This window comes from Kiritimatiellales bacterium (genome assembly GCA_041656295.1).
Lineage (GTDB): Bacteria > Verrucomicrobiota > Kiritimatiellia > Kiritimatiellales > Tichowtungiaceae > Tichowtungia.
Genome location: JBBADV010000030.1, coordinates 1 through 14,631 on the forward strand (window position 1 = coordinate 1; position 14,631 = coordinate 14,631).

The 14,631-nt window shown below is 51.5% G+C and carries 15 protein-coding genes; 10 read left to right on the forward strand and 5 right to left on the reverse strand.

Going from position 1 to position 14,631, the window contains the following annotated elements:
* The 5 genes from WC959_12180 to WC959_12200 form a co-directional block, all read right to left on the reverse strand.
* A partial coding sequence (locus WC959_12180; protein MFA5689876.1) for a DUF935 family protein occupies nt 1-936 on the reverse strand: 936 nt, incomplete at its 3' end.
* 11 nt (nt 937-947) lie between these two features.
* Nucleotides 948-1,364 carry a phage protein Gp36 family protein gene (locus tag WC959_12185; protein ID MFA5689877.1) on the reverse strand — a complete coding sequence of 139 codons (417 nt, stop codon included), beginning with the start codon at nt 1,362-1,364 and terminating at the stop codon, nt 948-950.
* Nucleotides 1,365-1,383: 19 nt separating this feature from the next.
* On the reverse strand, nt 1,384-1,605 hold the full coding sequence (locus WC959_12190; GenBank protein ID MFA5689878.1) for a hypothetical protein: 222 nt from the start codon (nt 1,603-1,605) through the stop codon (nt 1,384-1,386).
* A 127-nt stretch (nt 1,606-1,732) separates the two neighbouring features.
* Entirely contained in the window at nt 1,733-3,262 is a 1,530-nt protein-coding gene (locus WC959_12195) for a hypothetical protein (GenBank protein MFA5689879.1), read from the reverse strand.
* Nucleotides 3,259-3,690 (reverse strand): DDE transposase family protein, encoded by a 432-nt coding sequence (locus tag WC959_12200; GenBank protein MFA5689880.1) that lies wholly within the window; start codon nt 3,688-3,690, stop codon nt 3,259-3,261. The genes WC959_12195 and WC959_12200 overlap by 4 nt, the downstream gene beginning before the upstream one ends.
* A 162-nt stretch (nt 3,691-3,852) precedes the next feature.
* On the opposite strand from WC959_12200, the gene WC959_12205 reads away from it, so the two are divergent.
* The 10 genes from WC959_12205 to WC959_12250 all read left to right on the forward strand — a co-directional run bounded on the left by WC959_12205 (nt 3,853) and on the right by WC959_12250 (nt 14,553).
* A complete protein-coding gene (locus WC959_12205; GenBank protein ID MFA5689881.1) occupies nt 3,853-4,851 on the forward strand; it encodes an HK97 family phage prohead protease in 999 nt (332 codons plus the stop codon).
* Between the two features lie 88 nt (nt 4,852-4,939).
* A complete protein-coding gene (locus tag WC959_12210) occupies nt 4,940-5,710 on the forward strand; it encodes a hypothetical protein (protein ID MFA5689882.1) in 771 nt (256 codons plus the stop codon).
* 25 nt (nt 5,711-5,735) lie between these two features.
* Complete coding sequence (locus WC959_12215) at nt 5,736-6,788, forward strand: hypothetical protein (GenBank protein MFA5689883.1); 1,053 nt, start codon at nt 5,736-5,738, stop codon at nt 6,786-6,788.
* Between the two features lie 78 nt (nt 6,789-6,866).
* The gene (locus WC959_12220; protein ID MFA5689884.1) at nt 6,867-7,307 is read left to right on the forward strand and encodes a hypothetical protein; all 441 of its coding nucleotides are present in this window, start codon (nt 6,867-6,869) and stop codon (nt 7,305-7,307) included.
* Complete coding sequence (locus tag WC959_12225) at nt 7,297-7,782, forward strand: hypothetical protein (protein MFA5689885.1); 486 nt, start codon at nt 7,297-7,299, stop codon at nt 7,780-7,782. The genes WC959_12220 and WC959_12225 overlap by 11 nt, the downstream gene beginning before the upstream one ends.
* A gap of 35 nt (nt 7,783-7,817) precedes the next feature.
* Nucleotides 7,818-7,994 carry a hypothetical protein gene (locus WC959_12230; GenBank protein MFA5689886.1) on the forward strand — a complete coding sequence of 59 codons (177 nt, stop codon included), beginning with the start codon at nt 7,818-7,820 and terminating at the stop codon, nt 7,992-7,994.
* A 7-nt stretch (nt 7,995-8,001) separates the two neighbouring features.
* Nucleotides 8,002-10,980, forward strand: coding sequence for a hypothetical protein (locus WC959_12235; protein MFA5689887.1), 2,979 nt, complete (start codon nt 8,002-8,004; stop codon nt 10,978-10,980).
* Nucleotides 10,981-11,231: 251 nt separating this feature from the next.
* Entirely contained in the window at nt 11,232-11,798 is a 567-nt protein-coding gene (locus tag WC959_12240) for a hypothetical protein (GenBank protein MFA5689888.1), read from the forward strand.
* On the forward strand, nt 11,795-12,151 hold the full coding sequence (locus WC959_12245; GenBank protein MFA5689889.1) for a hypothetical protein: 357 nt from the start codon (nt 11,795-11,797) through the stop codon (nt 12,149-12,151). The genes WC959_12240 and WC959_12245 overlap by 4 nt, the downstream gene beginning before the upstream one ends.
* A complete protein-coding gene (locus tag WC959_12250) occupies nt 12,148-14,553 on the forward strand; it encodes a hypothetical protein (GenBank protein ID MFA5689890.1) in 2,406 nt (801 codons plus the stop codon). Before WC959_12245 ends, WC959_12250 begins: the two co-directional genes overlap by 4 nt.
* The last annotated feature ends 78 nt before the right edge of the window (nt 14,554-14,631 follow it).

Consider the following 14,631-nt stretch of genomic DNA (forward strand, 5'->3'; position numbering starts at 1 on the left):
GCCCCGTTTTTCCAGCATGGGCAGCACTATGCTGTTGAGCACCCGCTGCACAAAACGCATGTCGCTTTTATTTTTGCTTTCCTCCACCTCCTTGTGCACTTCGCCCAGACTGCGGGCGCCGGTGGCAGCCTGCACGGTGGTGAGGGTCTGCCCCAGCACGGTGATCAGAATTTCCTCGTTGCAGGCGCGGCGGAAATCATCGTAACTGGTGCCGCTGCTGCCGGTGCCGGTGTTGCTCGTAGTCTCCACTTCCGATTCTTTGGGAATGACAATATAGGGCGCCGACCCCGCTTTTTCCAGTGCCTCTTCCAAAAGTTGACGGCTTTGCGGGTCGTAGCTGGAATATTTCCCCACGCGCTGGGGCATTCCGAAGATTTCCAGCCATTGCGCGTAATCCCCGAAACCGCCGCGCTTCCAGATGGCAAAAGGCGCGGTTTTGAGCATCAGTCCGAAATCTTTCTTTTTGCCTAAAACCAACAGGTGATCATCCCCCGCGTAGGGGATGCCCTCCGGGTCGTTGGCATTCCGCAGGATGGACTGTGTTTCAAGGCTGATGTGTGCGGCCTCGATCGGTTCAAATTTGAACCCGTCGGTGAAATCAAATTCCCCCGCAGCCCTGCCCCAGAAAAGGGTGTGCATTATGGTGGTAATCAACTCCTCAAATGCCAGCGAATCAATTACATCAAACATCTCCGGCACCTCCTGCCCGGCGGCATCCTGAAAGGAGACCGCCGCGTTGGTAATCGCCAGGATGCGCTTCTCCACCGCGTCCCCCAGCACGCCGTCGATCAGTAAATCTTCGTAGAGGTCGAAGAGCGGTTTCATCCGTCCCAAATCGGCAGACCGGAGGGCGGTTCGCCAGTTTCCCACATCCACAATGCGCCGGGAGGGCGCTTTGATTACAAGTTGCTGAACTATTGTTGCTTTTTTTGCCATGTCAAATTTTTTTAAAAATGTTGAACTTTTTTCGGGTTACTTCCGTAAATAATTGTCCCGGTTCCGCCATCGCCGCCGCCGGGTTTCGCCGGCAGGTCGGCGGAGATGTCGCCTTTCTGCACCGCCTTCAACCAGGCAATTGCGCGCTCGTAGCGATCCTGCCGCAGTTGCAGCTCCACGCCGGCATTGCATAAAACAAGAAAATGCCAGGTGGCGATGTCTTTGACAAAGGTGAGCAGCAGCGCATTGCGATTCTTGCCGCTGGCGTTGAAAGTTGCCGCAATATCGTAAGCAGGCAGATAGCCCTTTGCCTCCGAGATTGCCGCATCAATTGCCGCCTGCACGATGGTATCGTCCTGGCGACTGATCACCTCCACATTTTCATTGTAGAGATGAGTTTTTAATTCGGGAATTGTTAAAAATGCCATATCTTTTTTTATAAAAATTTCAATTTCTTCCGGTGTTTTTCAGTGAACCGGTGGTTTTCGGTGAACCGGTGGTTGAGTTCATCGAAACCACCCGCTCCTTAGAAATCCCCCGGTACGTGTCGTAAAACTCAAATTTCCGCATTTTCGTAACGTTCACATTGCGGCTCCAGGCGCGGTTTCGTTTCAATTGCTGGATGTCGGTGCGGTTCAGTACCCGGTATTTCCCGCCTATAAAATACACGCGGTACCGCCGCCGGTTTTTTTTGCAAAGCCGGTCGGCTTTTCGGATTGCCCTTTCCAGGGCTGCCGGCCGCCCTTTAAACCGGATATAAAAGGCTTTTAAACGGGAATAAAATTTGATTTTCATGTCAAAATTTTTTGATGGATTTCCGCACGCCGACGGTGAAATTCCCCTCATTTAGGGAAATAATTTTCTGATTGCAAATAAACACCCCGCCCTCGATACAGTCGGGGCCGTCGGCAGGGGCGGGCAACCGCGGACTGATTAACAAAAACTGCTCCTCTAACCGCACCATGTGCGGGTTGTTCCGCTCTTTTTCGTTCAGAATCAGCAGTCCCTGACGGTTAATTGGTTCCAGGTTCCCTTCAATGCGCGAAAATTTGTCCGGTTTTTTCCGGTCATCGCCCTGAATGCCGATCACGCCGTGTTTTTCTGCTTTTTTGGAAAAGAGCGGAATGAAAACCTGCTCATAAAACGGGTCTTGCAACTTGTTGTTTTCTATGTAATTGTAAACGACCGTCCGGTAATTGACATAATTTTGCAGGTAATAATACCAGTTCACAAATTCGTCGTTCACCACCTTGTCAAGATAGCCGGTGATTACGTAAAACTTCCCTTCAAAAATTCCAATCAGGAAGAGGCTTTTGTAGCTGGCTTGCTTGCTGCGCGAGTTGGAAGGCGCCGGATCGCCGTAGGCAATCAGGAAACGGAATTTTGCCAGGGGCGGCACGGGACCCCAGTGCATTTCCGTGAAAATATCCCCGGCGCTCACCGGGTTGTTAAAATATTCCTTCTGTCCGCTGGCAGTGCTGATTTTGCTCAGGATTTCGTCAATATCCTGCTCCGAATTCTTTTCCGGCCAGCTGCTTTTTCCGTTTTTTCCGCGGATGTTAACGATGTCCGTGTGGTTTGCCCGCTCGATGGCGCGGGTGATGCAGCAGTCCTTCGCAATGATGTTGCCGTTGAAGATGATCCGGTAGTTGCCGGAGATGCTGACGGTCGGGATGAGCGCCTGCTCAATCCACTCCCATTTTTTCTGAATCCGGTCGGGGTTGCGGGTCTCCTCGTCGGTGTCGATGTCGTCCACTAAAATGAAATCGGGGCGGTACGCTTCGTTTCGCGTTCCGCGGGGCGACTGCCCGGCGCCTAAGCTGCGGAATGAAACGCCGCTGGTGAGCGTGAACTCGCCCGATTCCCAGCTTCCAGGTTTCTGCTGATTTCCGTAATCATGGCGGATCCGCTGGTTACTTTCAAATTCCAGCCGGAAAGGGGTGAGCAGCCGCTCGGCGTTGTCGCCCGAATTAGAGATCAGCAGCATGTTTTTGATGTCGCCGGTGAGTGCCAGGTAGATCACTTCAAACATGCTGCGCACCGATTTTGCCAGCTCCCGGCTCCAGGCGCGCACTTCGTACCATCGTTTATTTTTCAGCAACCGGCGGGTGGCGCGGAGGTGAAATTTTGCAGGCGGCGACTTGTAGTAGTGCGGAAAATAATAAGCAAACCACTTTTCCGGCGCGGCTTCCAGTTCGGCAATCCGCTTCCGTTGCGCGGTGATGTCTTCAAAAGGATCAATCGCGGTGGCCTGCGTGATCTGCTTTTTGAAATCATCCCATTTCCGCAGCGCCTCTTTATCGGTGAGCTTTAGTTTTTTGCTCATTTTATCTTGTCTTTAATGAAGGCATCAAACAGCGGCGTGATCTGCTGCACGGCGGTGAAGTCGATGCTTCGCAGCCAGTGCAGGAAATTTCGGAAGGTGCCCACGATGTCGCTCAGCCCCACATCCGTCTCCATTTTCTCAATGGAATTGGCAATCTTGCTGATGGTGTCCGCTTCGCCGGGGGTGGCAAATCGCTGACCCTCCTCCCGGTTGGCGATGCTTTTGTTCAATTCGGCAAGCTGCCGGTAGAGGTTCCGCAGCTGCTCTTCTTTGGTGATCGTGATGCTTACTTTCAGCTCTTCCCATTTTCCGTCGCGCACCCACTTCACCATGGTTTGCGGGGAAATACCGACACGCTCGGCGACTTCTTTCTGCGTAATATTTTCAGAGGTGAACAGGAGTTGCGCCCACTCCTTTTTTTGTTTCATTGTCAAAGATGCCATATCTGTTTGTTTTGCAAACAAACATAATGTGTTTCAATTCAACCGGCGGATTTCTCCGCAAGCCTTACGCCTTTTCTCACAAGGCTTACAAAGAAATTTTACTCTTTGAAAAACAAGTTTTTGATTCGTAAAAATTTTGAAAAGCGCATGAAAAAAACATTCGTACTTCACGATGAATCGGTAAATACTTACGGCATCCGGTTGCTCACCTCCGGGGCCAACCTGGAAGAATTCCGCAAAAACCCAGTAATGCTCCTGAATCATAACGACTGGAGCATGCCGATCGGGCGTTGGGAAAACATCCGGGTTGAAGGCGGCAAGATTCTGGCCGATCCGGTTTTCGACGATCAGGATGTTACCGGTCGCGAGGTGAAGGGGAAAGTGGAGCGCGATTTCATTCGTGCCGCTTCGATCGGCGCCTGGCCACCCGAGGAGGTTAATGACGATCTGACTTTGAAACTTGAAGGGCAGACCGGTCCCACAGTTACCAAATGGACGCTGCGCGAGGCCAGCATTGTTACCATCCCGGCAAACCACAACGCGCTGGTTTTCTACGACCGGCAGACCGGCAAGCCGATTGACCTCACCGATGCCGGGGAGCTGATCCGGCTTTTCGACAATCCCGAATTGAAATTTAATAAAAATAAAATTTTGAAAATGAAAGAATTGACAAAAATTCTGAACCTGGCAGACAACGCAACCGAAAGCGCTGTTGCCGAAGCCGTGCGGCAGGTGATTGCCGACCGCGACCGGCTGAAAGTCGAAAACACCACGCTGAGCGACCGCATTGATGCGGTGAACAAAGCGGAAAAAGAAGCCCGGAAAACGGAAGCCACCGCCCTGGTGGATGCCGCAATCAAGGATGGGCGCTTAGATGCAAAGGCAAAGGAGAGCACCTTGAAGCTTTTCGACGCCGACCACGACAGCGCAAAATCGCTCGTTGAAAATCTGCCAAAAAGACCGAAAGTCACGAAACAGATTGAGCAGTCCGAAGGCGCCGATGCCGTGGAATTGGCCGATTTGCAAAAGAAATCCTGGAGCGAAATTGACAAGGAAAACAAGCTTTCCCTGTTGAAAGAAAAATACCCTGACCTCTACGCGGTCAAGTTTAAGGATCGCTTTGGCGTTGAAGTGAAAAACGATTGAAATTCAGTTTCTGTATTTTCTCCTGGCAACCCCGGCTCCCGGTTTGGGAGCCGGGAACCGGGGAAACAAATTTTTTAAAAACGAAAAAATGAATTGGATAAGAAGAAATGAGGACGGCACGCACGTGGTGCAGAATTTTGCAGTGCCCGCCGGCACAACGTCGGAAACGATCCCCTTCCCGGTGATGCAAAGAACGAAAATCAGCCAGACGGCTTATTTTGAAGAAAACAATTCTGCGGAATCGCTGGAGATTGCGGTAACCGGCGGAAAAACGTTCATTGAACTGACTGACACCGTGGACGATGACCTGACCATTGACCTGGCGGTTGCGCCTAACGTGGGCGCCGGTTCGAAACTCTATCTGAAATTTTCCACCGATGCCACCCAGCGCACGATTACGCTGAATGACGGATTTCCCGGCGGCGGGATTGAAATCAAAAATACCGACGGCGCCGAGGATTTTTTCCTGCAATTTGTGCACAATGGGGAAAACTATGTGCTCACCGCCGCGGGCGGAACCGTGAGCATTCAGAAAACAGTCTATTACAATGTGCAGAAACTCAACATCGAAGCCGGTGAGGTGGAAATTGAAGACCTGGAAAATTACACGCTGGTTGTAATTGAAGACACAGTGAATGATGATCTGGAGGTGAAAGTCAATGTCGCGGGATTGCAGTCCGGCGCTTTGCTGAACATCAGCTTCACGACCGGTGCGGTCTCCAAAACTGTCAGTTTTACCGACGGATTTTATGGAGCGGTTACGCACACCTTCACGGTGGCCGAATCCGTTTTCGCGCAGTTCATTTTCAACGGCGACGACTTTGTGCTCGTCGCAAAATACAATTACACAGAAGCTTAGTAACAAATTTTAAACTTTTATAACAATGAAAAAAATTCTCTTGATTCTCAGTGCGTTGTTATTCAACGTGCTTGTTGGCGGCGCGCTTGCCGCCGCCTCTGGGCTGCCCCCTGTGGCAGTCATCGGCGCAGGTTCTGCGCTTAGTTTGCTTATGCCTTCCATGCCCGGCATAATGCCGATGGCCGTGCAGAAGGAAATCTGGCTGGCCAGTATCGTGGAGGGGTTGTTTGCCGATAACACGTTTATGAGCAAGGCATTCAGCGCCGACGAATTTGTAAATCAGGGGCGCACGGTGCACATCCCCAACGCCGGCATTCCGCGGACTGTTACAATTAACCGCAACTCCTTCCCGGCTACGATCGAGCACCGCACCGACATCGACGTGGATTTCGATTTAGACGAATTCACCACCGCACCGGTGCGCATCCCACATGCCGACACGGTCGAGCTTTCCTATAACAAGCGCGAAAGCGTAATCGGCCAGGATCGCAGGGCGTTATTTGAAGCCGTTGCGAATCACTTTACCTGGTTGTGGGCGCCTGCTTCAACGCAGCATGTGAAAACCACGGGAGGCAATGCGTCAGCACACCTCCCTTCTGCCACCGGAAACCGGAAGAAAGTAAAGGTTGCCGACATCCGGCTAATCATGGATAAGTTCAATCAGGACGATGTGCCGCAGGAAAACAGGTATCTGCTGCTGGATGCGATTATGTACGGGCAACTCCTGGACGCGCTCACTGACAAAGAACTGGTTGCATTTCACAGCCAGGCCGACCCTGCAAACGGGGTGGTTGGCAAGCTGTTAAGCTTTAATGTGATGATGCGCAGCAAGGCGCTCCGTTATGACACTTCTTTTGCAAAGAAGAAATGGACGGATGCGGGCGCAACGACCGACAATGCCGGCGGACTGGCATGGCACATTGACAGCGTAGCCCGCGCTTTGGGCGAAATTGTCATGTTTGGAAATGAAAGCGATCCGCTATTTTATGGGGACATTTACAGCTTCCTGGTACGTGCCGGCGGCACGATTATGCGCGACGACAAAAAGGGCATCATCGCCCTGGTTCAGGACACTTAATTTTTAGAAATTATGGCAGAATTAAGAAGTATCGGATTAACAAGCATCGAATTTGGCGACATTGCCGGGGATGGCGATATGGGACAGAACCTCTCCGCGTTAGGGGTAACCTATCAGGATACCGCCGAGTTAGTGCGCGATGATCCTGAAATTACCGAAATTTATTCGGAAGAAAACGACGAGCCGGAGGAGGTGGTTGAAGTGAAAGGCCCCGCCCGGCTGCGGTTCAGCATCCTGAACATTGACCCCACCACCGCCGTCCGTATTTTAGGCGGCGAAGTCGCCCTGGATGGCTCCTACGAAGCCCCGGTGGCAAAGGAACCGGTGGAGCAGAGCTGCAGGATTATTACCAAAACGGGGTTGCAGATTGATATTCCGCGCGTGAAACTCTACGCAAAGGAAAATTTCCAGTTTCGGAAAAAAGGGGTGTTGCTGATTGACATCGAGGGGCGTATCCTGACCCCGACAAAATCTGGCATTCCGCCGATCAAATGGGCAAACACGAAAAATGATACATAATGCAGAGCGGCTTGCCGCAGAAACGATTCTCGAAAAGGGGGTGAGGGTGAAGCTACCCGCCCCCTTTTTTTTCAGATTGTTTTTCAAAAAAACGATTCATTTCACCTTTCGTCCTTCCCGGTTGGGTACGCTGATGAAAGTGAGCCAGATCGCTTTGAAAAATGAACTGAATATTTTTGAGCTGCGCGATGCGCACTTGCCCGGAGTGCATGAAGCGATTCTGAAACACGCGCCCACACTGGCGCGACTGGTGGCGGTGCTGTGGTTAGACCGGAAGCGGAGGTTCTTCCTGATTCCGTTAATGACCAGATTTTTCTTGTGGAACCTCACCTCCCGGAAAATGGCAGAAATTGTATTTGTGTGCATGCTCTATGCACCGCTTGAGGATTTTACGACTTCTATCAGATTATTCCAGGCGCTGACGACGAGGATCGTTGGGCCGAAGAATCTGAGCCACGGAAAAAAGGGGAGTTAAAAGGCCGCATTGATGGCCTGCATAGCCCCTGGGGAATGATTTGGACGATATGTTTTCAAACAGGCTGGACGGCGGATTATGTGTTGTGGGGAATTGCATGGAAAAATATAGAAATGATGGTGGCGGATGCGCCCCGCTGGGTGGAGGGAGAAACAATGCGGCGCGGGAAACCGATTGAAAATGAAAGCGATTTGGTAACTTTTTTAATGTAGAAAAAAAATGGCAATAGGGCCGGTTGACATAGAATTCGTGCTGAAAGGCGATGTCGATGAAAAAATGAAAAACGTTTCAGGCACGGTGCGCGGCGAAGGGCAGGCGATTGATGAGCAGTTCCGGCGGCTTGCCGGCAGCGGAACCGCCGCCTTTGAAGCCCTGGCAAAGTCAACCCAGATGCAGGCGGTGCAGTTGCAGCGGATCAACAGTCATTTGGATGAAAACGCAAAACATCAGGAACGCTTGAACAAAAAAATGGAGGAGGGGGTTATTTCGCAGCGCGATTACCAGAAAGCCACCGCCGCGCTAACCACCGAACGCACACTGCTGCAGCAGCAGGCCGCCAACTTGGAAAAACACATTTCCAAAGAGATTGAGGGCAACCTCCAAGTTGCCGGCTCCATCAACGACCTTACGCAGCGGTTAAGTAAGCTGCGGGACGAATACCGCAACTTGTCCGACATGGAGCGCAGCGGCGCCATCGGCAAACAGATGCAGCAGGAGATGAAAGACCTGGCAAAGAGCATCGAAGAGGCCGAAAGCGCCAACCTGGGATTTTTAGACACGCTGAAAAACGCACCGGGGCCGCTTGGGCAGACGGTGAGCGGCATTGAACGCATGACCCGCGCCGGGCTGAAATTTATTGCCACTCCGATCGGGGCGGTGATTGCCGCAATTTCCGCCGCGTTGATGGCAGTTACCAGCTGGTTCCGGCGCACCGAAGAGGGACAGAATGCCCTGGCAAAATCTTCCGGTTACTTCAAACAGGTGTTGGATGGTCTCCTGGATGTGGTAGATAAGGTGGGAAAATGGATATATGATGCATTCACCAAACCGAAAACCGCGCTGAAAGACCTGGTTGATTTTCTGAAAGGGCAGGTGATCTACCGGTTTGAAGCCCTGGGAAAAATGGCCTCCGCCATCGGCAAAATGTTCACAAAGGACTGGAAGGAAGGGTTCAACGACATGGCAAATGCCATGCTGCAGTTCCAATTGGGCGTAGACGATGCCGGAAACAAAATTGCTGAATGGGGCGCAAAACAGGTGGAAAACGCCAAAAAACGGGCAGAAATTGAAGATAAATTGTTCAAACTGCGCGTTGAGGAGCGCAAAGTGAATGAAGATATTTCCGCCACGGAGGCGAAAATCGCCGAACTGCGGTTCAAAGGGCGCGATTTTGAACTGCCGGAAGCTGAGCGGCTGGCGGCATTGCGCGAAGCGCAGCAACTCATTGAGCAGAATTATCAAAAGGAAATTGACATCGCCACCCGCCGGCGCGATCTGGTGAAGGAGCAAAAAGAGCTGTCTAACAGCAACGTGGAAGACAACGAAGAAATCAGCCAGCTCACGATCGGCATCAATCAGAAACATGCAGCGATGGCGAATGAGCAGCGGCAGCTCATGCGCGAAATCAAAACGCTCACTAAGCAGGTGGGCGACGCCTCCGTGGAGGGAATTCAGGCGTTGCAGCAGGAATTGGAGCAGTTGCAGAAAAAGATTCTGGACGCCGATTCGGAGCAGCAGAAGATCATCGCCCGGCGGATTATTGAGCTGCAAAAGGAACTCGACCTGCGCATCCAGATTGCAGACGAAAATCTGCGCGCCACCCGCAATGCGATGTATGGCTCCGACATTGTGCCCGAGCGCATGAAGCCGGTTACGCAGAACATTGACGAATCGTTTGCGAAGTCAAAAGAGATTGTGAAGGAAACCACGATTGAGGTGGAGAAATTGCGCCAGAAAATTAAACAGAACGAGGAAAATGTAAAGTCCTGGCTCAAAGCCTGGCACGATGAGAAATTGCAGAAATTTCTGCAAACCTCCCAGCAGATCCTTGGCATTGCCGGGCACATAGTCGATAAATATAAGGAGCAGCTTGGGTTGACCGAAGAGCAAGCGAAGGTGATTGATGATTCGTTACAAATGATGTCGGGCATTGCCGACATCGCTTCCGGTAATGTAGTGGAAGGGGTGGCTAAAATGGTCGATTCCGCCATCAGCATGTTTGTCAAAATCCCGGAAGAGATGAACGTGCGCTTTGAGCAGTTGCAGGAAAACATTGAAAAGGTGCTGCGCAGCATCGACATCGCTTCGCGCTCAATGATAAATCTGGGGAAAAACGATGTGTTGAAGGCTTTGGGCGTAGTGAATCAGCAGTTTCAGCAGGTGGCGAAAAGTGCGCGCGACCTGAACGAAGAGCTTGCCGGGAAAAGTTACGGCCCGCGCCGACCCGGAACTTCGGTTTATTATGAAAACATCCGCCGGGATGTGGCAGATTTGAATGAAGAAATTGAAAAACTGACCGAACACCTGCTGCGCGGCCAGCTTAGTGATAAGCAGCGCATTGCGATTGAAGCGGTGTTGGAAAGTTACAACGCCCTGGTTGCGCAGATTGACCAGATCACCCGCGACCTCACCGGTACCACCGTCGGTGAACTTTCCGACACGCTGGCAAATGCCTTCCTGTTAGGCATTGATGCCGCGGAAAGCTGGGGCAGGGCGGTGGATGACATCATCAAGCGCGTCATCACGCAGCAACTCACCGCCGCCATGATTGCGGGACCGGTGCAGGAAGCAATTGATAAGTTAATCAAAGACACGGACGGCGGACTAACCACCAACGAGGCGGAGCGGTTCAAGGAAACGATTGAAAATCTGGCGGAAAGCGTTGCTCCGGCCTTTGAGCAGGCGCGCCAGGCGTTGGAAAGCATCGGCATCGACATGGGCGGGCAGGCAAGTCCAGCAGGCATGGTGGGCGCAATCCGCGCACTCACCGAAGAAACCGGCGGCATGATCTACGGCCAGCTGATGGGCATCCGGTATGACATCAAGGAAATGATGAGCAGAACCGAGCGGAGCGATGAGGATATTCAGACAAATCTGAGTTACATGGCGGAAATTGCCCGGAACACGCGGCACAACGAAAAGCTAAACAGCATCGACGACCGGCTCCGGGAAATGAATATTTTATTAGCAAACATTTAAAAAGGAGAAAAATGAGTAAACACAAAATTTTGACTTTCACCCCGGTATGGCAACGACCGGAAGTCTTTGAAATCTGCCTGGCCGGACTGGAAAGGCTGAAAAATTACAAACCGGAGAAATTTTACATCCGTCCGTTTTTTATTGTATCGGAATTCCGCGCAGCCCGGATGGTGGAGGAGTACGGTTATGATTATATTTTATGGCAGAACCTGCCGTTGGGCGCAAAGAAAAACGCCGGATTGCGCTATGCCATGGAGAATTATCAGTTTGATTACCTGATGGAAGTGGGCAGCGATGATATTATTGCTAATGATTATCTGGACTTCATTGCGCCGGAACTGGAAAACAAAACGCCGCATTTTGTCGCAAACAAAGTCTGGATGTTTGATGTGGTTCTGGGGAAATCGGCTTATGCCAAAACCGACAAGATCATCGGTGCGGGGCGGTGCATTCACTACGATGCCCTGAAATCTTTTGCCCCGGATTACGAATTGTGGGAGCCGGAAAAAAACCGCGGCCTGGATACCAGTTCCTGGCAACGGCTTCTGCAGACGAATGTCAGTTGCAAGCTGCTGGATACGGAGGATCATTACACCCTGGACATTAAGTCAAACGTGAATATTCACCCGATCCATGCCTTTCATGTGCTCCCGGATAGTTCAGAAATGTTGGCAAATTTTCAGGAATGTGGACAGATTTGGGCGCTGCATGAGCAGCTCCGAGAAACGATATCCCCGGATGCGCTGAAAGAACATAACGCCTGGAATAATTTGCGCGGTGAAGAAAAATTGTTGGTTGAATTTTTACAAAAAATATGACCATTTCGGGAATTGATATTGACATTTTTGGATTGAAGCTGATTAAGCTCCAATCCTGGTACGACCTGCCGGCGCGGAAAAAAATACTGAGCATCCCGGCTTTCGGTGAAAATGATGTAAAATATGAACCGCGCCGCGCACTCGTGCGGCTTTTCGGGAAATATGATGACCTGGACGAACTGGCCGCCGGGGTGAACGCATTTCGTGATCTCCTGGAAAGCGACACGCAACACGACTGCGTGATCGGCGGGCGGAATATCAGTTTCCCCGGCGTGGTGGCCGGTGGTTTTTCCACCACCATCAAAAAAAACACGGTGCAGATTGAGTTGCTAATTACAATTTTGGAGACATGATCTGGAAGCTTGACAATACGGATTTTGCAGACTACCACGTGCGGGTTACCCGCGCGCAGGGGGTGCTCGATATGCCCCGGCTGCGCGATAACAGCCATGATTGGTTAGACGAGGATGGCAGAGATTACTGGGAGGAGCTTGCCGACCTGAAATTTCAGGATCGGGAAATTATTTTGAATTGCTACATTAAAGCCGGTTCGGAAAGCGAATTTCAATCGCGTTTAAAAACGTTTTATAACGCCTTGAAAGCGGAGCAGATGCGGCTGCTTTCTCCGCCATTTGGCGACCCGGTAAATTGCTACCTCGACAAAGAGGTGCTGATTGACCGCCGCACAAAATATGTTACGAAATGGCAATTGGGCGTTTTTGTGCTCCGGTTCACCGTGCCCGGCGACCCGGAAGGGATGCCCGTGGAAATTAAACGGTGGACGGGCAGCGAAACCATCATTCCTGCAGTTGTTTTTACCAACAATTTGCGGGTTAACAAAACGTTGCAAGGCGACATCTACGCCACGCTTTCCTTTGAATCGCCGGAAAAATTGCCACTGAAATATTTCGACTACATTCAGGTCAATTCCAACGGGGTGCACAATGACAACTTCCACCTGGCCACCGAACCTGCTTTCCGAAAGCTCTCCACAAATAAATATGTCTATGACCTCCGCCTGGAGCACCAGAGCGCCTGGCTGGATAGTTCCAATTTCCTAAATCTGAACGAAGAAGCGGAATTCTATCTTCACGCCAATCTGGAGGAGATCATTGACTTGATTATTGACAACCACAACCGCCGCTGGTGGGGAAATTTCGCAAAAGGGAGCATTTTCGCCACCGAACGCCGGTTGCACAAATTCAGCGGCGAAACCTGTCTGGAAGTTCTGCGCCGCATGTGCTCCGAATATCAACTCGAATATGAATTCGAGTACATTCAGGCGGGAAGTTATTCCATCAATGTCAAGGAGCAGGTGGCGAATACCAAAAATATTACGCTCGAATACGGCAAAGGGAAAGGCTTGTATGACCTTTTCCGTGAAAACGCAAACCGCAAGGAAATAGCCACGATCCTCTATGCATTCGGTTCACAGAAAAACCTGAAACCGGGGTACCGGGGGGGCATCGGGCGGCTCAGCTTCGACGGCAATCCGCTGATTGACAACGAAGGACTGCACGACGGCGCCGGGCCGCATGAGAAAACCGTGTTTTTCGAGGACATTTTCCCGCAGCGCACCGGCACGGTCTCCAGTTACACGCAAAAATTCCCGGACGAACTGACCACCGCGGAGAAATACGTTTTCCCCGACGGCATTTTCAAGCTCACCGACAACGGGCTGGATTTCGACATCAACGACTACCTGCTGGGCGGATTGACCGCTAAAATCAAGATGACTACCGGCGACCTGGCGGGGTTTGAATTTGAAATTCAGCGCTACGATGATGACATCCAGTCTATGTTCCTGATTCGCTTCAAGGACGAACGCGGGGAACTATTCCCCAACGATGTACTGAAAATCAAAGCCGGCGACAAATACAAACTCATTGACATCGACCTGCCGGACAGCTATGTGGAGGCCGCCGAAGCAGAACTGGAAGCGGCGGCGCTGGCGGTTCACCAGGATTCCAAAATCCCCGATTTCCCTTACCGGGTGCGGATTGACCCCGCTTTTGTGCGGGATAACGCAGTCGGAGGGTTCGAAATCGGCGACCGCCTGACGGTGGTGGATGCCGATTTTTCCCTGAACAACCTGCTGCGCATTTCGCAACTCATCTATGATGCGCCCCGCCGCACTTACGACTGCCAGCTGGCATCCACCGCCCGGCTCACGCATCGGCAGCAGATGGAACTGCGCATCCGCGCCCTGGAACGTGCGCTTGAATCCACGCAAATTCAGAAACCGGAAAATCAGCGGAAAGATGTGGAGACCACCGCCGAATTGCGCGGGCGGCTACTTTTCCCCGAAAATGACAAGCTGAAAGTGGAGGACATTATGAAGAATAACACCGTCGGCCCCCGTTTTTTGGATTTCGATGCCGGGGTGCCGCAATTCTACCTCAGCGATGCCTTAGTCGAAACAAATGTGGATGATGACGAAGATAAGTTGGTGATTGGCGACGGAACCATCAGCATCACCAACTGGGCGGGGCTGCACAAATACGACATTGCGAAAATGCGCGCAAACAATGAGGTCTATGATCCCACGCGCACGTGGGAAATTGAAGAAACAACTTTCAACCTGCAGAGCAAGGACGGACATTGGCTCTATGCAAAAATTTCCCTGGATGAAAACGAGGATAAGGCGGAAATCCTGGCCATCCCGGAGCACCAGGAGGTGAATTTATTAATCGAAGATAATATCTTAATGTACAAATTAGGGCACATTTCTAAAGGAGAGGAGGGCGGAGCATGAGGTACGCAGCGATGTTATGGGGCAACGTGAAAGCCGGGATCGGGGGGGGGAATGACGGCATCACCCCGCACATTGGCC

What these genes read in the sequence shown, in the direction of transcription:
- WC959_12185 (MFA5689877.1), bottom strand. Translation starts at nt 1,364, where the DNA reads ATGGCATTTTTAACAATTCCCGAATTAAAAACTCATCTCTACAATGAA.
- WC959_12195 (MFA5689879.1), bottom strand. Translation starts at nt 3,262, where the DNA reads ATGAGCAAAAAACTAAAGCTCACCGATAAAGAGGCGCTGCGGAAATGG.
- WC959_12200 (MFA5689880.1), bottom strand. Translation starts at nt 3,690, where the DNA reads ATGAAACAAAAAAAGGAGTGGGCGCAACTCCTGTTCACCTCTGAAAAT.
- WC959_12205 (MFA5689881.1), top strand. Translation starts at nt 3,853, where the DNA reads ATGAAAAAAACATTCGTACTTCACGATGAATCGGTAAATACTTACGGC.
- WC959_12210 (MFA5689882.1), top strand. Translation starts at nt 4,940, where the DNA reads ATGAATTGGATAAGAAGAAATGAGGACGGCACGCACGTGGTGCAGAAT.
- WC959_12215 (MFA5689883.1), top strand. Translation starts at nt 5,736, where the DNA reads ATGAAAAAAATTCTCTTGATTCTCAGTGCGTTGTTATTCAACGTGCTT.
- WC959_12220 (MFA5689884.1), top strand. Translation starts at nt 6,867, where the DNA reads ATGGGACAGAACCTCTCCGCGTTAGGGGTAACCTATCAGGATACCGCC.
- WC959_12225 (MFA5689885.1), top strand. Translation starts at nt 7,297, where the DNA reads ATGATACATAATGCAGAGCGGCTTGCCGCAGAAACGATTCTCGAAAAG.
- WC959_12230 (MFA5689886.1), top strand. Translation starts at nt 7,818, where the DNA reads ATGATTTGGACGATATGTTTTCAAACAGGCTGGACGGCGGATTATGTG.
- WC959_12235 (MFA5689887.1), top strand. Translation starts at nt 8,002, where the DNA reads ATGGCAATAGGGCCGGTTGACATAGAATTCGTGCTGAAAGGCGATGTC.
- WC959_12240 (MFA5689888.1), top strand. Translation starts at nt 11,232, where the DNA reads ATGGAGAATTATCAGTTTGATTACCTGATGGAAGTGGGCAGCGATGAT.
- WC959_12245 (MFA5689889.1), top strand. Translation starts at nt 11,795, where the DNA reads ATGACCATTTCGGGAATTGATATTGACATTTTTGGATTGAAGCTGATT.
- WC959_12250 (MFA5689890.1), top strand. Translation starts at nt 12,148, where the DNA reads ATGATCTGGAAGCTTGACAATACGGATTTTGCAGACTACCACGTGCGG.